At 74.3% G+C, this 20,944-nt stretch carries 16 protein-coding genes; 8 read left to right on the forward strand and 8 right to left on the reverse strand.

Annotated features, from left to right (window positions below):
* Window positions 1–19: 19 nt before the first annotated feature.
* Window positions 20–2,227 (forward strand): 3-hydroxyacyl-CoA dehydrogenase NAD-binding domain-containing protein, encoded by a 2,208-nt coding sequence (locus ACME2J_RS05205; RefSeq protein WP_495543816.1) that lies wholly within the window; start codon window positions 20–22, stop codon window positions 2,225–2,227.
* A 114-nt stretch (window positions 2,228–2,341) separates the two neighbouring features.
* On the opposite strand, the gene ACME2J_RS05210 is transcribed toward ACME2J_RS05205, so the two are convergent.
* The 8 genes from ACME2J_RS05210 to ACME2J_RS05245 are packed head-to-tail and all read right to left on the reverse strand — an operon-like array spanning window position 2,342 to window position 11,479.
* Window positions 2,342–3,892: an adenylate/guanylate cyclase domain-containing protein gene (locus ACME2J_RS05210; RefSeq protein WP_495543817.1), complete on the reverse strand. Its 1,551-nt coding sequence runs from the start codon at window positions 3,890–3,892 to the stop codon at window positions 2,342–2,344.
* Between the two features lie 14 nt (window positions 3,893–3,906).
* Complete coding sequence (locus tag ACME2J_RS05215) at window positions 3,907–4,584, reverse strand: class I SAM-dependent methyltransferase (RefSeq protein ID WP_495543818.1); 678 nt, start codon at window positions 4,582–4,584, stop codon at window positions 3,907–3,909.
* 9 nt (window positions 4,585–4,593) lie between these two features.
* On the reverse strand, window positions 4,594–5,823 hold the full coding sequence (locus ACME2J_RS05220) for an acyl-CoA dehydrogenase family protein (protein WP_495543819.1): 1,230 nt from the start codon (window positions 5,821–5,823) through the stop codon (window positions 4,594–4,596).
* A gap of 31 nt (window positions 5,824–5,854) precedes the next feature.
* Entirely contained in the window at window positions 5,855–7,162 is a 1,308-nt protein-coding gene (locus ACME2J_RS05225; protein WP_495543850.1) for an acyl-CoA dehydrogenase family protein, read from the reverse strand.
* A gap of 17 nt (window positions 7,163–7,179) precedes the next feature.
* A complete protein-coding gene (locus tag ACME2J_RS05230; protein ID WP_495543820.1) occupies window positions 7,180–8,124 on the reverse strand; it encodes a MaoC family dehydratase in 945 nt (314 codons plus the stop codon).
* Between the two features lie 2 nt (window positions 8,125–8,126).
* A complete protein-coding gene (locus tag ACME2J_RS05235) occupies window positions 8,127–9,527 on the reverse strand; it encodes a 3-oxoacyl-ACP reductase (RefSeq protein WP_495543821.1) in 1,401 nt (466 codons plus the stop codon).
* A gap of 14 nt (window positions 9,528–9,541) precedes the next feature.
* Window positions 9,542–10,828, reverse strand: a complete 1,287-nt coding sequence (locus ACME2J_RS05240; RefSeq protein WP_495543822.1) for an acetyl-CoA C-acetyltransferase — start codon at window positions 10,826–10,828, stop codon at window positions 9,542–9,544.
* Between the two features lie 24 nt (window positions 10,829–10,852).
* Entirely contained in the window at window positions 10,853–11,479 is a 627-nt protein-coding gene (locus tag ACME2J_RS05245) for a TetR/AcrR family transcriptional regulator (protein WP_495543823.1), read from the reverse strand.
* 231 nt (window positions 11,480–11,710) lie between these two features.
* Between ACME2J_RS05245 and ACME2J_RS05250 the strand changes: the two genes are divergently transcribed.
* From ACME2J_RS05250 to ACME2J_RS05280, 7 genes are read left to right on the forward strand one after another with little or no spacing between them, the layout of a single operon-like run.
* Entirely contained in the window at window positions 11,711–13,105 is a 1,395-nt protein-coding gene (locus ACME2J_RS05250; protein WP_495543824.1) for an MlaD family protein, read from the forward strand.
* Window positions 13,102–14,403 (forward strand): MlaD family protein, encoded by a 1,302-nt coding sequence (locus ACME2J_RS05255; RefSeq protein ID WP_495543825.1) that lies wholly within the window; start codon window positions 13,102–13,104, stop codon window positions 14,401–14,403. Before ACME2J_RS05250 ends, ACME2J_RS05255 begins: the two co-directional genes overlap by 4 nt.
* Complete coding sequence (locus tag ACME2J_RS05260; protein ID WP_495543826.1) at window positions 14,400–15,839, forward strand: MlaD family protein; 1,440 nt, start codon at window positions 14,400–14,402, stop codon at window positions 15,837–15,839. The genes ACME2J_RS05255 and ACME2J_RS05260 overlap by 4 nt, the downstream gene beginning before the upstream one ends.
* Complete coding sequence (locus ACME2J_RS05265; RefSeq protein ID WP_495543827.1) at window positions 15,836–17,275, forward strand: MlaD family protein; 1,440 nt, start codon at window positions 15,836–15,838, stop codon at window positions 17,273–17,275. Before ACME2J_RS05260 ends, ACME2J_RS05265 begins: the two co-directional genes overlap by 4 nt.
* A complete protein-coding gene (locus ACME2J_RS05270) occupies window positions 17,272–18,645 on the forward strand; it encodes an MlaD family protein (RefSeq protein WP_495543828.1) in 1,374 nt (457 codons plus the stop codon). The genes ACME2J_RS05265 and ACME2J_RS05270 overlap by 4 nt, the downstream gene beginning before the upstream one ends.
* A complete protein-coding gene (locus tag ACME2J_RS05275) occupies window positions 18,642–20,111 on the forward strand; it encodes an MlaD family protein (protein ID WP_495543829.1) in 1,470 nt (489 codons plus the stop codon). The genes ACME2J_RS05270 and ACME2J_RS05275 overlap by 4 nt, the downstream gene beginning before the upstream one ends.
* 50 nt (window positions 20,112–20,161) lie before the next feature.
* Window positions 20,162–20,944: a hypothetical protein gene (locus ACME2J_RS05280; protein WP_495543830.1), complete on the forward strand. Its 783-nt coding sequence runs from the start codon at window positions 20,162–20,164 to the stop codon at window positions 20,942–20,944.

The raw sequence follows: 20,944 nt of genomic DNA on the forward strand, positions 1-20,944 counted from the left end.
GGAACACAGAGGAGAACAGATGAGCCACACCGAGACGATTCGCTGGGAGCAGGACGCCGACGGCGTCGTCATCCTCACGCTGGACGATCCCAACCAGTCCGCGAACACGATGAACGCGGACTTCATGGCCTCCTTCCACGCGACGGTCGAGCGCCTCGCGGGTGAGGTCGAGAAGGGGTCCGTGAAGGGCGTCGTCATCACCTCGGCGAAGAAGACGTTCTTCGCGGGCGGCGACCTCAACGACCTCAAGAAGGTCACGCCGGAGAACGCCGCGGAGTTCAGCGCGGGCGTCGAGTCGATCAAGAGCGACCTCCGTCGCCTCGAGACGCTCGGCATCCCGGTCGTCAGCGCGGTCAACGGGGCGGCCCTCGGCGGCGGCCTCGAGATCTGCCTCGCGACGCACCACCGCGTCGTCGTGAACGACCCGAAGATCCAGCTCGGCTTCCCCGAGGTCCAGCTCGGCCTCCTGCCGGGCGCCGGCGGCGTCGTCCGCACGGTGCGGATGCTCGGCATCGTCGACGCGCTCATGCAGCTCCTCCTCCAGGGCCAGCGGGTCCGTCCGGAGAAGGCGCTCGAGCTCGGCCTCATCAGCGAGCTCGTCGACTCGCCCGATGGCCTCCTCCCGGCGGCGAAGAAGTTCATCGCCGATCGGGCGGGCGGGGATCCCGTCCAGCAGCCCTGGGACGTCAAGGGCTACAAGATCCCCGGCGGCACGCCGTCGGTCCCGAAGTTCGCCCAGAACCTCCCCGCCTTCCCGGCGAACCTGCGCAAGCAGCTGAAGGGCGCGAACTACCCGGCGCCGAAGGCGATCATGGCCGTCGCCGTCGAGGGCGCCCAGGTCGACGTCGACAACGCGATGGCGATCGAGGGCCGGTACTTCACGCACCTCGCCACGGGCCAGGTCGCGAAGAACATGATCCAGGCGTTCTTCTTCGACCTCCAGCGCGTCAACGGCGACCGCGGCCGCCCCGAGGACATCCCGCCGTTCCAGGCGAAGAAGGTCGTCGTCCTCGGCGCCGGCATGATGGGCGCCGCGATCGCCTACGTGTGCGCGAAGAGCGGCATCGAGGTCGTCCTCAAGGACGTCGACCAGGCCGCCGCCGACCGCGGCAAGGGCTACTCGGAGAAGCTCGTCGCCAAGGGCGTCGAGAAGGGCAAGACGACGCAGGAGAAGGGCGACGCCCTCCTCGCGCGGATCACCGCCACCGACGATCCCAGCAAGGCCGCGGGCGCCGACCTCGTCATCGAGGCCGTCTTCGAGGATCCGTCCGTGAAGGAGCAGGTCTTCAAGGAGATCGAGCCGCACCTCGCGCCCGACGCGCTGCTGGGCTCGAACACCTCGACGCTGCCGATCACGAGCCTCGCCGAGTTCGTCTCGCGTCCCGAGGACTTCATCGGGCTGCACTTCTTCAGCCCGGTGGACAAGATGCCGCTCCTCGAGATCATCAAGGGCGAGAAGACGTCGCAAGAGACGCTCTACCGCGCGCTCGACGTCTCGAAGCAGATCAAGAAGACGCCGATCGTCGTCAACGACTCGCGCGGCTTCTTCACGAGCCGCGTCATCGGGACGTTCATCAACGAGGGCATCGCGATGGTCGCCGAGGGCATCCCCGCCCCGACGATCGAGCAGGCCTCCTCGCAGGCCGGCTACCCGGCGCCGGTGCTCCAGCTCACCGACGAGCTCAACATGGAGCTCATGGTGCGCATCCGCAAGGCCGGCCAGGAGGCCGCCAAGGCAGAGGGCACCCCGTTCCCCGACCACCCGGCGTTCGCGGTCATCGACAAGATGATCGAGCTCGGCCGCCCGGCCCGCGTGCGCGGCGCCGGCTTCTACGAGTACGAGGAGGGGAAGCGCCAGGGCCTGTGGTCCGGGCTCAAGGACAGCTTCCCGACGGTCGACGATCCGTCGAAGATCGAGCTCAAGGACCTCGAGGAGCGCATGCTCTTCATCGAGTCCATCGAGACGATCAAGTGCCTCGACGAGGGCGTCATCGAGTCGGTCGCCGACGCGAACATCGGGTCCATCATGGGCATCGGGTTCCCGGGCTGGACCGGCGGCGTCCTGCAGTACATCAACGGCTACGAGGGCGGCGTGAGCGGCTTCGTCGCCCGCTGCCGTGAGCTCGCCGCCAAGTACGGCGAGCGCTTCGAGCCGCCCGCCTCGCTCGTCGCGAAGGCCGAGGCCGGCGAGGAGTACGCCGACGGGAAGGTCGCCGCGGCCGTCTAGTCGCGCGCAGCGCTCCAGTCGCACCGAGGGCCCCGGGAGACCGGGGCCCTCGTCGTCCCGGCCCCGCGGGCGTGAGTGTGGATCCACCCGGCGGAGAGCCAGGTGGATCCACACTCACCCCTCGGGAGGAGCGGGGACGGCGACCAGGGTCGGCTTCGACCGGCCGCGGAGCGTCACCTCGTCCGCCCGCGTCCACCGGGCGCCCTCCGCCTCGCTCGCCCGCTCGAGCGCGGCGTCGCTCGCGCAGAGCGCGCCGGCGTGGTCCTTCGCGAGCTCGCTGAGACGCGCCGCCTCGTTCACCGGATCGCCGATGACCGTGTACTCGAAGCGGTCCTGGGCGCCGACGTTGCCGGCGACGACCGTGCCCGCCGAGACGCCGATCGCCGCGCGGACCTCGGGCACCGCCTCGCGCAGCCGCGCCTGCATCTCCCGGGCGGTGGCGAGCGCCGCGCCGGCCGCGTCGTCGTCGGCGATCGGCGCGCCGAAGACGCAGAGCGCGCCGTCGCCCTCGAACTTGTTGACGAGTCCTCCGTGCGCGCGTGTCACGTCGACGACGACCTCGAAGAACGCGTTGAGGAGTCCGACGACCTCTGTCGGCGACCGCTCGCTCGCGAGCGTCGTCGATCCGATGACGTCGACGAAGAGCGCCGCCGCCTCGCGCTCCTCGCCGCCGAGTCCCGCGCCCTCGTCGAGCGCCCGTCGCGCGACGTCCTCGCCGACGTGCCGACCGAAGATGTCCCGCACCCGCTCCCGCTCGCGCAGGCCCTCGACCATCTCGTTGAAGCCCGCCTGGAGATAGCCGACCTCCGTCGCGTCGTTCACGGTGACGCGGACGTCGAGGTCGCCGTCCTGCACCCGTCGCAGCGCGGCGCGCAGCGCGGTGAGGGGGTCGGAGAGCGAGCGCGAGGAGATCGACGTCGCGAGCAGCCCGACGGCGAGCGCGACCCCGGAGAGGACGACGACCGCGCGGGCGAGCTCGGTCTTGTCGATGTCGTCGAGGCCGAGCGCGAAGCTCGAGAGCAGGAGCATCCCGGCGATCGGCATGCCCGTCCCCACCGCCCACACGAGCACGAGGCGGACGCGGACGCCGAGGACGCGCTCGCGGCGCGGCGGCTCGTCGGCCAGCGCCCGAGCGGTGAGGGCCCGCCCGTACCGCACGGCCAGGAGGAACGCGATCGTCGCGGTCGCGACCCCGCACATCGCGACGGTGAGGCCGATCTCCAGCGCGAACAGCGCCGAGCTCGAGCCCATCGTGGCTGCGAAGAGGACGGCCGCCGCGAGCCACAGCGCGAGCTGGAGCCGGAAGACGCGGGCGGGGATCGCGAGCGACGCGCGCCGCTCGCGCTCGGTCGGCTCGCGCTCCTCGAGGAGCCAGCCCGCCGCGCGCGTTCCCGTCCGCAGTCCGCGCCAGATGCCGAAGGCGAGCGCGAACCCGACGTAGGCGGCGACCGCCACGATCGCGAGCGCGTCGGTCGAGGCCCGGGCCGCGTCGGGCACCGGCAGGACGAGGAAGAGGAGGAGGACCGCGAGCGCAGCCCCGACGAGGTTCGCGAACGCGGTCGAGGCGACGATCGTCGCCTGGGTGATCCGCGCGAGGGCGCGATCGGGCACGTCCTGCGGGGTGCCGCGCAGGACGGCGAGGAGCGCGGAGAGCCCGCGGCGCACGCGGCCCAGCCCTCCTAGGCCCGTCGGCGCGCGGTGAAGTACGTGAGCGGGCCGGAGACCCGCAGCTCGGGAGGCTCGAACCCCGCGGCGGCGAGCCATTCGCGCAGCTCCGCCGTCGTGGCCCCGGGACCCATGAGGCCCGCCGCGCGGCCGGCGACGTGCATCGGCACGTGCCGCAGGCCCGCGTCGCGCAGCACCGCGCTGCCGCTGAGGAGCGCGCTGGGCCGGGTCACCCGGCCCAGCTCGACGACGGCCGCGCGCGGCTCGGGGAAGCAGTGCAGCCCCGTGAGCGAGAGGACGAGGTCGAACGTCGCGTCCGCGAACGGGAGGCGCGCGACGTCGGCCTCGAGGAGCTCGACCTGGTCGGCGACGCCCCGCTCCTCCGCCGCCTCGCGCGTGCGCGCGAGCATCGACGGCGCGATGTCCGCCGCGACGTACCGCAGCCCCTGCCCGGGGCGCAGCCCGCGCAGCGCGACCCCGCCCCCGCACGGCACGTCGAGGACGGCGCTCCCCTCGGGGAGGCCGCCCACGACGTCCGCGGCGTGATGCAGCAGGCGGAGGTCCGTCCCCGACGCGAGGCGGGCGAGCCGGTGGCCGACCGCCTCGCTCTCGACCATCCAGTCGTAGAACGCCGCCCACGGGTGACCGAGGGTCCAGGCGTTCTCGCCCGAGAAGGGGACGGTGAGGCGCATGCTGCGAACCTACTTGAGCTCCGCGCTCGTGAGCTGGAGGAGCTGGCGGGCGATGATGAGCAGCTGGATCTGCTGGGTGCCCTCGAAGATGTCGAGGATCTTCGCGTCGCGCGCCCACTTCTCGAGCAGCTCGCCCTCGCCGTAGCCGACCGAGCCGAGCAGCTCGATGCACGCGAGCGCGATCGTCGTCCCCGACCGCCCGGCCTTCGCCTTCGCCTTCGAGGCCTCGACCGAGTTCGGCTTGCGGTTGTCGGCCATCCAGGCCGCCTGCATCGCGAGGAGCAGGCTCGCCTCGTAGTCGGCCTCGAGCTCGATCCAGCGCGCCGCCGCCGCCGGCTGCGTCGTCGCGGGGCGGTCGTAGTCGATCTCGACGCCGGCCTCGAGGAGCTTGTCGCGCGTGAGCTCGAGCGCCGCGCGGGCGACGCCGATCGCCATCCCCGCGACGAGCGGCCGCGTGTTGTCGAAGGTCTTCATGACGCCGCCGAAGCCGCTCTTCGTGTCGATCTCGGGCGAGCCGAGGAGCGCGTCCTTCGGCACGCGGCAGTTCTCGAGCCGGAACGCCGCCGTGTCGCTCGCGCGGATGCCGAGCTTGTGCTCGACGCGCTCGAGGATGAGCCCGGGGTTCGAGCGCTCGACGACGAACGACTTGATCGCCGCCCGCCCGACCGACTTGTCGAGGGTCGCCCACACGACGACGAGCTCGCAGCGCTCGCCGGCGGTGACGTAGATCTTCTCGCCGTTGAGGACGTACTCGTCGCCGTCGAGCTCGGCGGTGGTGCGGATCGCCGCCGAGTCCGAGCCCGCCTCGGGCTCGGTGATCGCCATCGACGCCCAGCGCCCGCCGTACTTCTCGAGCTGCTCGCCCTCGGCGACCGACGCGATCGCCGAGTTGCCGAGCCCCTGGCCGGGGATCGCGAGCGTGAGCCCGACGTCGCCCCAGCACGTCTCGAGGACGCTCAGCATCGTCGACAGGTTCGAGCCGTTGCGGTTGCGCACCGCCTCCGTGCCGTTCACGGCCGGCTCGTCGGCGCCGCCGCCGACGCCGGCCGCGCCCGCGCCGCCGCTGCCGCCGCTGTCGTTGAGCCCGTCGATGAGCGCCGCGAGCATGTCGAGCTCCTTGGGGCGCTCGTGCTCGGCGGTGTCGTACTTGCGGGCGATCGGGCGCAGCATCTCCTGGCCGACCTGATGGGCCTGGCCGATGATGGCCCTGGCCTTCTTCGGTGTCTCGAGGTTGATCATCGTCTCGTTCCTCTCGTCTCGCGGTGCGCGATCAGACGAGCAGGGCGCCCTCCATGACGCCCGCCGCCCGCAGGTCCCGGAACCAGCGCTCGACCGGGTGCTCCTTCACGTAGCCGTGACCACCGAGGAGCTGGACCCCGGCCGACCCGATCCACTGCCCCTTCTCGGCGCAGAGGCGCCGCGCGAGCGCCGTCTCGCGATGGAAGTCGAGGCCCTGGTCGGCGCGCGACGCCGCGCGGTAGGTGACGAGCCGCATCGCGTCCGACTCGATCGCGATGTCGCTCACCATGAACGCGACCGCCTGGCGGTACGCGATCGGCTCGCCGAACGCGGTGCGCTCCTTGACGTACGGGATGACGTAGTCGAGGACGGCCTGCGCGCAGCCGACGCTCACCGCGCACCATCCGAGTCGCGCGCGGCGCACGACGTCGCGGAACGCCTGCGGGTCGCCGTCGGCGAGGAGCGCCGACGCCGGGACGGTGACCCCGTCGAGGCGCAGCCGCCCGGTCGCGGCGGCGCGCACGCCCATCGCGGGCTCCGGCTCGACGCCCAGCGTGCCGGCGGCCTGCGCCGGCTCGACGAGGAAGAGGCCGGGGCCGTGGCCCTCGATCTCCGCGCTCACGAGGAGCAGCTCCGCGTCGGCGGCCCGCGGCACGAGCGACTTCTCGCCCGTGAGGACGTACCCGCCGTCCGGCGTCTTCCTCGCACGGGTCGCCGGGGCGAGCGGGTCGTAGAGCGGCGTCGGCTCGAGGATCGCGAGGGCGGCGGCCGGCGGCTCCTCGCCCGTGAAGGCGGGGAGGTAGGTCGACTGCTGGTCGGCGTCGCCGTGGAGGGCGAGCGCCGTGCTCACGGCCGACGGCGCGAGCATCGCGACCGCGAGGCCGAGGTCCCCCCGCGCGAGCTCCTCGGCGACGAGGACGCCCGTGACCGCCGACGCCTCGCTCGCGGCGCCGTCGAGCGCCTCGGGGACGCCGAGCGTCGCGAGGCCGAGCTCCGTGCCCTGCTCGAGGATCTCCTGCGGCGCGGCGCAGGCCGCGTCGGCGTCGAGCGCGGCGGGGCGCAGCTTCTTCGCCGCGACGTCGCGCATCGCCTCGACGAACATCTGCTGCTCGTCGGTCGGCGTGAGGTCGAAGAGGCCGCTCTCGTCGCGGACCCGCGGGGTCCGCTCCGGCCGGCCGAGCTTCGTGGCGGCCGCGAACGTCCGCCCGGCGGCGTTCGCCCCGCGGAAGCCGTTCTTCGTGGCCCGGTAGACGGCCTGCTCGGCCGGCCCCCGCAGGCCGACGCGGTCGATGATCTCGAGCCCGGCGAGTCCCCTGAGGGCTCGGATCCCGAGCCCCATGCCCTTGTCGGCGACGCTCACTTCGTCCCTCCGGTCTTCGTGGTGGTCGGCTTCGCCGTGCTCCGCCGCCGCTTCGGAAGCGGGGTCACGGTCCCGTCGAGATGGATGTGGCCCTTCTTCGCGTCCCGCACCTGGAAGCGCGTCCCGCGGCCCTTCGGCGCGCTGCCGAAGACGACGGTCGTCGGCAGGAGGACCGGCTTGCGGAAGCTCACCTCGACGGTGAACCCGTCGGGCAGGCGGCCGTCGAGCGCGGCGAGGCAGCGGGCCTTCGTCCACAGGCCGTGCGCGATCGCGCGCGGGAAGCCGAACGGCTTCGCGGTGAGCCCGTAGAGGTGGATCGGGTTGCGATCGCCGGACACGGCGGCGTACCGGCGGCCGAGGTCCCCGGGCAGACGCCAGGTCGCGCTCTCGGGGAGCGGCTCGTCGGCCTGCTTGCGCGCCGCCTTCTTCTCGTCGCCCTCCGGCGATGCGCCGCCGCGGCGCAGCATCGTGGATCGCGCCTCCCACACGACCTCGCCCTCGGCCGTCACCTCCGTGTGGAGGGTGAGCGTCCGCCCCTTCGGGTGCGGGTCGAGGCCCGTCGTCCACACGCGGAGGTCGAGGGTCTCGGCGATCCCGACGGGTCGGTGGTGGACGATCTCGTTCGTGAGATGGACGAGGCCGACCGGTCCGAACGGGAACGCGGGGTCGGTCATGAGCGCGATGTGGACGGGGAACGCCCGCACGCCCAAGTATGTCGCGGGCAGCGCGTCACGCAGGGTGAAGCCGCAGACCTTCGCGTAGGCGGCGAGGTGCGCGGGGTCGGTGGAGAGACCGGGGACGCGCAGCTCGAGGTCGGGGAGGTCGCCGCCTCCGCCGGGGAGCACCGGCAGCCGCCCGGCGAGCGGGACGGCGCTGCCGAACGCCTTCGCGTACCCGCCGAGGACGCCCGGGGTCGAGTCGAGGGTCTTCGTCGTCGTCATGGTCACGCTCCCAGGAGGCTCTGGCCGCAGACGCGCACGACGTTCCCGGTGACGCCCGCGCTCGCCGGGCTCGCGTACCACGCGATCGCCTCGGCGACGTCGACGGGCAGCCCGCCCTGGCTCATCGAGTTCATCCGCCGCCCGGCCTCGCGGATCGGCAGCGGCACGGCGGCGGTCATCTTCGTCTCGATGAAGCCCGGGGCGACCGCGTTGATCGTGATGCCCTTCTCGGCGACGACGGGCGCGAGCGCCTGCACCATCCCGATGACGCCCGCCTTCGACGTCGCGTAGTTCGTCTGCCCGTTGTTCCCCGCGATGCCGCTGATCGAGCTGACGCACACGATGCGACCGCCGTCGCGCAGGGCGCCCGATCCGAGGAGCACGTCGTTGATGCGCTCCTCGCTGGAGAGGTTGACGTCGATGACGCTCTGCCAGCGCTGGGCGTCCATGCGACCGAGCGTGCGATCGCGGGTGATGCCCGCGTTGTGGACGACGACGTCGACGCCCCCGTGGGCGGCCGTGAGCGCCTCGGCGATCTGCTCGGGCGCCTCGGGCGCGGTGATGTCGATCTCGATCGGCGTGCCTGCGAGCTTCTCCATGCCCTCGCGCAGCTCGTCGCCGAGCGCGGGGACGTCGAGGCCGACGACCGTGGCGCCGTCGCGATGGAGGACCTCGGCGATCGCGGCGCCGATGCCGCGCGCCGCGCCGGTGACGAGCGCGACCTGCCCGTCGAGCGGGCGCAGCTCGCTCACCTCGGCGTGGCGCTCCGACGGCGTGATCCGCACGACCTGGCCGCTCACGTAGGCGCTGCGCGGCGAGAGGAGGAAGCGCAGCGTCGACTCGAGCTGGTCCTCGGCGCCGGGCGCGACGTGGACGAGCTGGACGGTCGTGCCCTTCCCGATCTCCTTGCCCAGTGCGCGGGTGAAGCCCTCGAGCGCCCGCTGCGCGGTCGCCGCGCGGACCGACCCCGCCTCGGCGGGCGGCGTGCCGAGCACGACGACCCGGCCGCTCGCCTGCACCTTGCGGACGACGGGGTGGAAGAAGGCGTGGAGCTCGCTCAGCTGCGCGGAGTCCTCGATGCCCGTGGCGTCGAAGACGAGCGCCTTGAAGCGCTGGTCGCCGGGTGCCTCGGGGTTGAACACCGACGCGTCGAGCCCGGCCTCGGCGGCAGCGCTGCGCAGGTCGTCGCGCAGGGCGGTCGCCGTCTCGGCGCGGGCGCCCGCGAGGATCTTCGCGATCGGGCGGGCGAGCCGGCCGCCGGGAGCGGCGCCGAGGAGGACGCGGCCGTCGACGACGGGGTCCCCCGGCGTGTGCCTATCGAGCTCGACCGGCGTCGGGAGCCCGATCCGCCCGACGACGGCGCGCCCGAGCGGATGGGTGGCGATCTGGGTGTAGGTGTCCATCTTCTTCTCCCTGTCTATGCCTTCTCGAGGATCGCGACGACGCCTTGGCCACCGGCCGCGCAGACGCTGATGACGCCGCGGCCGCCGCCGCGGGCGTCGAGCTCCTTCGCGAGGCCGGCGAGGATGCGCCCGCCGGTCGCGGCGAACGGGTGGCCGGCGGCGAGGGAGCTGCCGTTGACGTTGAGCTTCGACCGGTCGATCGCGCCGAGCGGGGCGTCGCGGCCGAGCCGCTCCTTGCAGAACACCGGGTCCTCCCAGGCCTTCAGGGTCGAGAGGACCTGCGCGGCGAAGGCCTCGTGGATCTCGTAGAGGTCGAAGTCCTGGAGGGCGAGGCCGTGGCGGTCGAGCATCCGCGGCATCGCGTACGCGGGCGCCATGAGGAGCCCCTCGCCGCCGTGGACGTAGTCGACGGCGGCCGTCTCCGCGCCGGCGAACGTGGCGAGGATCGGGAGCCCGCGCTCCTTCGCCCACTCCTCGCTCGCGAGGAGGACGACCGACGCGCCGTCGGTGAGAGGCGTCGAGTTGCCGGCCGTCATCGTCCCCTCGGGCCCGCCGAAGGCGGGCTTCAGCTTCGCGAGCTTCTCGGCGCTCGAGTCGGGGCGGAGGTTCTCGTCGCGCTCGAGGCCGAGGTACGGCGTCATGAGGTCGTCGAGGAAGCCGCGGTCGTAGGCGGCGGCGAGGTTCTGGTGGCTCGCCGCGGCGAGCTCGTCCTGCTCGGCGCGCGTGAGGCCCCACTCGGCCGCCGTGCGCGCCTGGTGCTCGCCCATCGAGAGGCCGGTCCGCGGCTCCTCGTTGCGCGGGATCGCCGGGATGAGGTGCTGCGGGCGGATCTTCGCGATCGCCTTCAGGCGGTCGGTGTTCGACCGGGCGCGGTTGGCCTCGAGGAGGATCTCGCGGAGGTCCTCGCCGATCGCGATGGGGGCGTCGGAGGTCGTGTCCACGCCGCCGGCGATCGCGCAGTCGATCTGACCGAGCGCGATCTTGTTCGCGACGAGGATCGCCGCCTCGAGACCCGTGCCGCACGCCTGCTGCACGTCGTAGGCCGGGGTGTGCGGATCGAGGCGGCTGCCGAGGACGCACTCGCGCGTGAGGTTGAAGTCGCGGCTGTGCTTGAGGACGGCGCCGGCGGCGACCTCGCCGAGGCGGACGCCCTCGAGCCCGTAGCGCGTGACGAGGCCGTCGAGCGCCGCGGTGAGCATGTCCTGGTTCGACGCCTGCGCGTAGGTGCCGTTCGAGCGGGCGAACGGGATGCGGTTGCCGCCGACGACGGCGACCTTGCGAGGTGCGGTGGGGGAGGTCATCGGGTCCTTGGGGGGTCCGTGGTTCTAGGTGCGGGCGCGCCGGGCGAGGCCGGGCGCGACGGTCGAGATGAGGACGTCGGCGGCGTCGGACGGCGAGAGCGACTGCGTGCGCAGCCACCACCGCCCGAGCGCCTCCGCGGCGCCGAGGAGGAGGTGGGCCATCGCGTCGACCTCCTCCGCGGTGATGTCCGGGAGGAGGTCGGCGACGCCGGTCCCGACGATCTCGGTCAGCCGGGCGCGGTACGCCGCGACGGTCTCGGCGACGAGGCCCCCCGCGGGGAGCGTCTCGTCGTAGAGGACCTGCCAGGCGGCCCGGTCGCTCTCGAGGAACGTGAGGTAGGCGCGCAGGCAGTCCTGGAGGGCGAGACCCGGATCGTCCGCGTCGGCGATCGCCGAGGCGACCGCCGACTCGAGCGTCGCGGCGTCCCGCTCGATGCACGCGAGGTAGAGCTGCTCCTTGTTGCCGACGTAGGCGTAGAGGAGCGGCTTCGTCACGCCGACCTCGGCGGCGATCGCGTCCATCGTCACGGCGCCGTAGCCGTGCGCCGCGAAGGCGGCGTGCGCCACGTCGACGATCTGGGCCGCCCGCTCCTCCCGGGGGAGGCGCCTGCGGCCTGCGCGGCGAGCCTCTGACGGGCGTCGGCGTGCCATCGCCAGCGAGGTTACCGCGGTTCAAGTTTCTATGTCGGTAACTTCGTGTGCAGCTGCGCACACGACGCGGCGGGTCGCTCGCGACGAGACGCGCGCGGTCGGCGGCATCCCGACTTCTCGGGCGGAGTCTCGACGAATGTCGCATTCCCCTCGCGGTGGACGGGGGTACATTTCTCGCGCGGCTGGGAGGCAGGCGCATCGACCCCGACAAGGGTCGATCGGGTCACCTACTTGGCGCACACCCCCACACCTCCCACCGCGGCGGCCTCCGGCCCGGGCCTCGACGCGGACCACGAGCAGCGCCGCCTCCGGATCGCGGTCGCCCTCGTGCTCGCGGTGATCCTCGCTGCCGTGGCGGTCATCCTCCTCCGCGGCGGCGGCGACTACGAGGTGACCGCGCGCTTCACCGACGCGGGGCAGCTCATCGTCGGCAACGAGGTGCGTGTCGGCGCCGCGGCCGTCGGCTCGGTGGAGGACGTCGCGCTCGCCGACGACGGCACCGCCGCGATCCGGCTCTCGATCGACGACGACCTCGCGCCGCTCGCCCGCGGGACGCTCGCCCGCATCCGCGTCGACTCCCTCTCGGGCGTCGCGAACCGGTTCGTCTCGCTCGACGTCCCGCTCGACGAGGACGCGGAGGAGATCCCCGACGGCGGCGTCATCGGCGCGGACGAGACGCAGTCGCCGGTGGACATCGACGCCGCGCTCTCCGCCCTCGACGCCGACACCCGCCGCGGTCTGCGGTCCTTCATCTCCGGCAGCGCCGCCCAGCTCGACGGCCGCTCGGCCGAGGCGGCGCTCACGATCGAGCGTCTCCCGCCGGCGCTCGGCGGTCTCTCCGACGTCGCGCGCGCGGTCGCGGCGGACGAGGAGCAGCTCACGAGCCTCCTCCGCGACGGCGCCCGGGCGGCTCGCGCGCTCGCCGCCCGGGAGGCCGACCTCACCTCTCTCGTCGGCGATGCGCGGACCGCGACCGCCGCGCTCGCCGACGAGGAGCTCGCGCTCGGCCGCGCCGTCGCGCGGCTCCCCGGCGTCCTCGCCGACGGCCGGCGCACCCTCGCCGCGACGCGCGTCGCGCTCGACGACCTCGACGGGCTCGTCGCCGCGACCCGGCCCTCGACGGGTGAGCTGCCGGCGTTCCTCGGTCGACTGCGCCGGCTCGCGCGCGACGGCGCCGCCCCCGTCGGCGACCTGGCCGCTGCCGTCTCGCGCCCCGGTGAGGACGACGACGCGACGGACCTGCTGCGCGAGGCCCCGGCGCTCGCGCGCCGCGCCCGGACGGCGTTCCCCCGCGCGATCCGCACCATGGACGCCTCGGAGACCCAGCTCGCCTCGCTGCGGGCGTACACGCCCGAGGTCGTCGGAGCCCTCGCCCGCATCGGCCAGGTGACGGCGAACTACGACGCCAACGGCCACTACGCGCGGCTCCAGCCGAGCCTGCTCGCCTTCGACCTCGACACGGCGACGAACACGCTCCGGGGCCGGACGAGCGGCGACGCCTACTCCCGCCTGCCCTCGAAGAGCGGCACCCGCTGCCCGGGCGCCTCGATCTTCCCGCCCGCCGACGGCTCCGCGCCCCTGCGCCTGCCGACCTGCCTCCTCACCGAGCGCCCGGGGGCCGGATGACGCGCGTCGCTGCGATCGCGCTCCTCGTCGCTGTCGTCGTCGCGGTCGGGGCGTCGCTCGGCGCCGGCGGCACCGGCCCCGAGGGCTACCGCGTCCACGCGGTCTTCGACGAGGCCGCTCTCAACCAGGGCGCCGACGTCCTCGTCGCGGGCGTGCGCGTCGGCCGCGTCGTCGACCTCGACCTCACGCCCGAGAACAAGGCGGCGCTCACCCTGGAGATCGACGACGAGCGCTTCGCGCCCTTCCGCGCGGACGCCCGCTGCGGCACGCGGCTGCAGTCCCTCATCGGCGAGCGCGTCGTCGTCTGCGAGCCCGGAACGGACCGCGCCGGGCGCCTGCCCGTCGTCCCGGACGGCCGCCCGGGCGCCGGTGCGGACCTCCTCGCGGTCGACAGGACCTACGGATCCGTCGACTTCGACCTCGTCACCGCGATCTCGCGCCGCCCGACGAACGAGCAGCTCGCGATCCTCCTCGCCGAGCTCGGCGCGGCGACCGCCGCGCGCGGCCCCGAGCTCGCCGCGATCATCCGGCGAGCGAACCCGGCGCTGCTCGAGACCTCGCGGGTCCTCGAGATCCTCGAGCGCCAGACGGACGACCTCGAGGGGCTCGCGGTCGACGGCGAGCGCGCCCTCGACGAGCTGCGGTCCGAGCGTCGCGCGCTCGTCGAGCTCGTGCGCTCCTCGACGCGCACCGCGTCGGCGACGGTCGACCGCCGGGCCGAGCTCGCGGCGACCCTCGACGAGCTGCCCGCCGCGCTCGACCGCCTCGAGCCGCTCATGGCGCGCGCCTCCCGGTTCGCGCGCCGCACGACGCCCGTGCTGCGCGAGCTGTCGACCGCCGCCCCCGACCTCACGGAGGCGATGGACGCCCTCGCGCCGTTCGCCGATCGCGCGACGCCGGCGCTGACGCGCCTGGCCCGGACCGCCGACCAGCTCCGCGACGACCTGCCCCGCCTCGTCCCGCTCGCCGGCCGGCTCGACGAGGCCGGGGGCGAGCTCCGCGACCCGGCCGCCGAGCTCGCCGCGATCACCGAGAGCCTCGCCGAGGAAGGCGGCATCGAGAACCTCCTGCGGACGATCCACGGGGCCGCCGGGTCCGGAAACGGCTTCGACGCGAGCGGGCACTACCTGCGCAACGAGATCCTCTCGGGCGCCTGCGGGCAGTACACGACGACGCAGTTCTTCGGCTGCGACGCCCAGTTCGGGGAGGCGCAGCTCGACGACGGCGCGACCTCGGCGTCGGTCGCGCGCTCCGTCTCCGGGCCGCTGCTCGACTACCTCCTCGGAGGCGAGCGATGAGCGAGCGCCTCAACCGCCGCCCCGCGAGGCGCCGGAGCCTCGCCGGCGAGCCGGTCCTCGTCGGCGCCGTCACGCTCCTCATCGCCGTCGTCGCGGTCTTCCTCTCGTACTCGGCGAACGACGGGCTCCCGTTCGTCCCCACCTACGAGCTCACCGTCGAGGCGCCGTCCGCCGGCCACCTCGTCCGCAAGAACGCCGAGATCCGCATGGCCGGCACCCGGATCGGCCAGGTGTCCCGCCTCGAGGCGGTCCCGAACCCCGACGGCCCGGCGACCGCGCGCCTGCACCTCTCGCTCGACCGGTCCGTCGAGCCTCTGCCCGTCGACACGCGCTTCCGCATCCGCCCCGCGGGCTCCCTCGGCGTCGACCTCGTCGAGGTCATCCGCGGCCGGTCGGGCCGCGGCTACCCCGAGGACGCGGTCGTCCCGTCGTCGGCGGTCCTCGACGACGCGGTGGCGCTCGGCGACCTCCTCGACACCTTCACGGCCCCGACGCGGGCGGGGATCCGCGAGAGCATCGCCGGGGGCGGCTACGGGTTCGCCGGTCGGGGAGAGGGCCTCAACCGGGCGATCACGACCCTCGATCCGCTCCTCGAGGACCTCGAGCCGGTGATGGCGACGCTGCGAGAGCCCGCGACCCGCCTCGGGCCGTTCGTCGCGTCCCTGCGTCGCCTCGCCGGCGAGGCCGCCCCCGCCGCGGTCGAGCAGGCGGACCTCGTCGTCGCGCTCGCCAGGACGTTCGGCGCGCTCTCCCGCGACGAGGACGCGCTGCGGGACGCGATCGGAGCCTCACCGCCGGCTCTGAGGGCCGTCCGGCGCGACGCGGACGCCGTCGACTCGCTGCTGCGGGCCACCACCGGGCTCGCCGACGACCTGCGGCCGGGAGCCCGCCGCCTGCCCGTCGCCGCCCGCACCCTCTCCGCGAGCCTCCGAGCCGGCGTGCGCGGCCTCCCGGCGACCGAGCGCGCGCTCCCGCGCGTCGAGGATCTCTCCGACCGCCTCGTCGCCTTCGGAGAGCAGCAGCCGGTCCTGCGGTCGCTCGACCGGCTCGGCGAGACCGGTCGCGAGCTCGCCCCGCTGACGAGCTTCCTCGGCCCGGCGCAGACGACGTGCTCGTACGTCTCCCTGCTGCTGCGCAACGCCGCGAGCATGCTCTCGGAGGGGCCGGTGACCGGCACCGCCGCGCGCGTCGTCCTCGTCGCGGTCGACGCCGCGCCCAACAGCGAGGCGATCCTCGCCCGCGCCCCGTCCACGGGGGAGAACCCGGAGAACCGCACGGCGGTCGGGCCGCTCCACGCGAACCCGTACCCGAACACCGCGGCCTCCGGCCAGGTCCGCGAGTGCGAGGCGGGCCAGGAGCCCTACCTCACCGGCCGTCAGGTCGTCGGCAACGTCCCGGGCAACCAGGACGCCGTCACCGAGGAGGTCGGCGGATGAGGCGGCGAGGCGACACCGCGCCGCGCGTGCGCCGTCGCGAGGACCCGCGCTCGCCCCTGCGCTGGGGCCTCGCGACGCTCGCGGTCATCGCGCTCGCCCTCGCGGCGATCTTCAACGCCGTCCCGCGGGTCGGCCCCGCCCCGTACGAGCTGCGGATGCTCGTGCGCAGCGACGCGCACCTCACGGCCGCCTCGCCGGTGCGGATCGCCGGCGTCGAGGTCGGTCGCGTGACCGCGCTGGAGCCCGGGCCCCGCGGGAGCGGGTTCGCGGTCGCGACGATGGAGATCGACGAGGCCGGGCTCCCGATCCACGCCGACGCGACGGCGAAGATCCGGCCGCGCCTCCTCCTCGAGGGCAACTTCTTCGTCGACCTGAGCCCCGGCAGCCCGTCCGCGGCGACGCTCACGAGCGGGAACACGCTCCCGGCGAATGCGGCCGCAGGGCCGGTCCAGACCGACCGGATCCTCTCCGACCTCCCTGCGCCGATCCGCACGTCGCTGCGCGGAGCCGTCCGCGGTCTCGGCGGCGCCCTCGGCGAGGCCGGCCCCGACGGCGGCGCCCCCGCGGGCGAGGCGCTCGGGGAGGCGCTCGACGACGCTCCGGGAGCGCTCCTGGGCACGGCCGTCGTCACCCGCGCGATGCTCGGCGAGCAGCCGCGCGACCTCGCGCGCGGGATCGACGGCACGGCCCGCACGTTCGCCGGCCTCGCCCGTGACGACCGCCAGCTCGGCGAGCTCGTCACGAACCTCGCGCGGACCGCGGGCGCGTTCGCCGACCGGTCGACCGACCTGCGCCGCACGGTCGCCGGCCTCGACGAGGTGCTCGCGGTCGCACGCCCCTCCCTCGACGCTCTCGACGCCGCGCTCCCGCCGACGCGGGCTCTCGCCCGCGAGCTGCGCCCCGGCCTGCGGGTCCTCCCGGGGACGATGGAGGAGGCGCGGCCGTGGCTCACGCAGCTCACGCGCCTTGTCGCCGACGACGAGCTCGGAGGGCTCGCGCCGGACCTGCGCGGCGCGATCGCCGCAGCGGCGACCGGCGCCGGCGCGCTGCGCACGCTCACGGCGCGCCTCGACGCCGCGAACGTCTGCCTCCTCGACAAGATGCTGCCGGTGAGCAGGTCGGCGGTCGTCGACCCGCCGCTCACCACCGGCGTGCCCGTGTGGGACGAGACGCTGCAGGGTCTGGCGGGCCTCGCCGGCGCCGCCCAGGGCTTCGACGGCAACGGGGCGTTCCTGCGCGGCCAGACCGGCGGCGGCACCGTGCCCGTCGAGACGAGCCCGCTCCCGAGCCAGGGCGAGCTCTTCGGGAACGCCGTCGCCGCGCCGCTCGGCACCCGGCCCGCGTGGACCGGCTCGACCCCGCCCATCCGCGTCGACGCCTCGTGCGGGTCGACGCCCGCGATCGACCTCGCCGCGGCGACGGGGGTGGGACCGTGAAGCGCCGCGTCCGGGAGCTGTTCACGCTCATCGGCCTCGCGGCCGTGGGCATCGTCGTCGGGGGGTACATCCTCTCCCAGCAGACCTCGTTCCGCGCGCCGGCGTGGCTGCCGTTCGTCGGCGAGGACGTCTACACCGTCGAGGCGGAGTTCGCCTCCGCGCAGGCCGTCGTGCCCGGTCAGGGCCAGCCCGTCACCGTCGCCGGCATCCGCATCGGTCTCGTCGGCGAGGTGACGCTGCGCGACGGGCGCGCCGTCGTCCGCATGGACATCGACGAGGAGCACGCGCCGATCCACCGCGACGCGCGGATCGTCCTGCGGCCGCGCACGCCGCTCAAGGACATGACGCTCGCGCTCGATCCGGGGATGCCGGCCGCGGGCGACATCCCGGAGGGCGGAGTCCTGCCGGTCGCGCGCACGACGCCCGACGTCAACGTCGACGAGGTCCTCGCGACGCTCGACGGCGACACCCGCGCCTTCCTCCAGCTGCTCCTCGAGGCGGCGGCGACCGGCCTCGGCACGGATGCCGAGGGCGATCCCGACCCCGAGCAGGTCGACGGGCTCAGGGCCGGGCTGCGCCGCTTCGAGCCCCTCGCCCGCGACACGCGCCGCATCACCGAGCAGCTCGCGCGCCGCCGCGACGCCGTCCGCGGGCTCGTGAGCGGCTGGGCGGACGTCGCCGGCGAGCTGGGCCGCATCGATCGCGAGCTCACGACCTGGGTGACCGCCTCGAACCAGGCGCTCACCGTCCTCGCCGAGAACGACGACGACGTCCGGGCGGCGCTCGAGCGGTTCCCGGGTGCGCTCGCGCAGACGCGGGCGGCGCTCGACGCCGCCGAGCCGCTCGGCGACGCGCTCGCGACGACGTCCCGCCGGCTGCGGCCGTTCGCCCGCGAGCTGCCGGCGGGACTCGCCGCGACGAGGACCCTCAGCCGCGAGACGACGCCGATCGTCCGGGACGACCTCCGTCCGTTCGTCCGCGACGTCCGCGCGCCCGTCGCCGAGCTGCGCGGCGGAGCCGAGGCGGTCGCCGACGTCGCCCCGGACGCGTCGCGGTCGTTCCGGGTCGTCCGGGACCTCTTCCAGGCGCTCTCGTTCAACCCGCCGGGCGACGAGGAGGGGTACCTGTTCTGGGCTGCGTGGCTCGGGCACATCGGCGCGAGCGTCGTCGGGGGCGAGGACGCGCACGGCCCGATCCTCCGCGGGCTGCCGCTCCTCACCTGCGCGCAGCTCGAGGCCGTCGCCCAGATCGAGGCCGGGAACGAGACGCTCGAGGCGCTCATCAAGCTGAGCAACCTCCCCGACCGCTTCGCGCTCTGTCCCAACCAGATCGACTTCGGCGCGCTCGCCGGGGGAGGGGCGACGCGATGAAGCGCCACATCTCCGCCGCGGGCGTCCTCACGATCGCCGCCTTCGCGCTCTCGTGCTTCGGGCTCCTGCTGTACCTGTGGATGGCGTTCGGCGGGCCGGCGCCCCTGTCGCCGAAGGGCTACCGGATGGACGTCGTGGTCCCGGACGCGCTGCGGCTGAGCGAGAACGCCGACGTCCGCATCGCGGGGGTGTCCGTCGGCAAGGTCGTCGTCGTCGACCTCCCGGAGGGCGCGGGCCGCACGCGCGCGACGCTGGAGATCGACTCGGAGTTCGCGCCGCGGCCGGCCGACACCCGGGCGACGCTGCGGCAGAAGTCGCTCCTCGGCGAGACGTTCATCGAGCTCACGCCCGGCTCGCCGGGCGCGCCCGCGCTGCGCGAGGGCGGCACGCTGGCGACGGCGCAGGTCGCGCCGTCGGTCCGGATCGACGACGTGTGGCGGACCTTCGACGCGCCGACGCGGCGCGCGTTCCAGACCTGGATGATCGAGCAGGGCGCGGCGCTCTCGACGACCGCGCGATCCCTCAACGAGGCGCTCGGCACGTTCGAGCCGTTCACCGAGGACGCCGGTGACGTCGTCGCGACGCTCGACGCGCAGGACGACGCGCTGCGCACGGTCGTGCGTGAGGGGAGCACGGCGCTCGGCGCGCTGACGGCGCGCCCGGGGGAGCTCACTGCGCTCATCCGCGAGGCGGAGACCGCGTTCTCGGCGATCGCGGCCCGCGACGACGACCTCGCGGCGACGATGCAGGAGCTGCCCGGGTTCCTCGGGGAGACGCGCGGGGCCCTCGACAGGCTCGCGTCCTTCTCGCGCACGGCGGTGCCGGTCGTCGAGGACCTGCGGCCGGCGGCGCGCGAGCTCGCGGGACTCGCTCGCGAGGCGCCTCGCGTCGCCCGCCCGCTCGAGCGGCTCCTCGGCGCGGCCCCGGCGCTCGAGCGGGCGTCCCGGGACGGCGTGCCGGCCGTGCAGCGCACGCTCGACGACGCCGAGCCGCTGCTCGAGCGCCTGCGCCCCTTCCTCGGCGGCGTGCTCCCGATCGTCGACTACGCCGCCGACTACCGCCGCGAGATCGCCGCCTCCGTCGCGAACGCCGCCGCCGCGACGCAGTCGACCCTCCCCGGCGCCGCGACGGGCGAGCCGCTCCATCTCCTGCGCGCGGTCGCGACGCTCTCCCCGGAGTCGCTCGCCGCCTACCCGTCGCGCCTGCGGACGAGCCGCGGCAACCCGCTGCCGGCCCCCGGCTCCTACGCGCGGCTGCGGTCGGGCCTGCAGAGCTTCGCGGGCGCCTGCGGCGGCGCGGCCGTCCCCGCGATCGGCGACGACGTCCCGGCGACGCTGCGCGAGATCGTCGAGCGGTTCTACGCGCCGGCCGGCGCCGACAACGTCCCCTGCACGACGCAGGGCCCGCTCGGCGCGTCGGTGAGCGGCGTCTCGACGGTCTTCCCCGTTCTCACCCCCCGGCCATGACCTCCCCTCTCTCGACCCCATACCCCATGTCCCATTCAAGGAGGAGCAGCATGTTGTTCAAGGTCGCATTCACCGGCGCGGCGGCCGTCGCGCTGGTGACCGCGTCGATCGCCTCGGCGCAGCAGACGACGCCGACCGAGATGGATCTCAAGGTCTCGGCGACGTCGACGACCGGCAAGGGCTCGACGAAGAAGCCCCTTCCCGTGAGCGCAGGCTTCAAGCTCACGACCTCGACGCCCGACGGCACCCGCCAGGAGTCGTGGAAGCGGATCGACAACGCGTGGTACGGCGTGCGCTCGAACGGGCGCTACTTCCCGAAGTGCACGGTGACGCAGATCTCCTCGAAGCAGTCCGACGCGGACTGCCCGAGCAGGTCGCGCGTCGCGAGCGGCAAGCTCGTCGCGCTCAACGGCCCGGAGTCGATCTTCAACTTCCCAGGTGCGAGGTGCGAGAAGGACGTGACGATCTACAACGCCGGCCAGGGCAAGGTCACGGCGCTGCTCGAGGGTCCGGGCTCGGCCTGCGCGGGCGTCGGCTACCTGCCGCCGTTCCCGGGCACGTGGTCGAGGACCGGCGGCATCGGCGGCGGTGAGCGCCTGCGGATCCCGATCCCGCAGAACATCAGCCACCCGCTGCCCGGCATCCTCGGATCGCCGGTCACGCTCAACATCACGATGCGGAAGATGACGCGGACGGTGAAGGGCGTGAAGCGCGGCTACATCGAGTCGATCCGCTGCAAGGGCTCGCGCCGCGAGTGGCGGCAGACGGTCGTCGGCGACCCGAGCGGCCGCAGCTACACGACGAAGTCCCGCGCCGGCAAGTGCAGGCGGTGA

The organism is Paraconexibacter sp., from assembly GCF_059438195.1.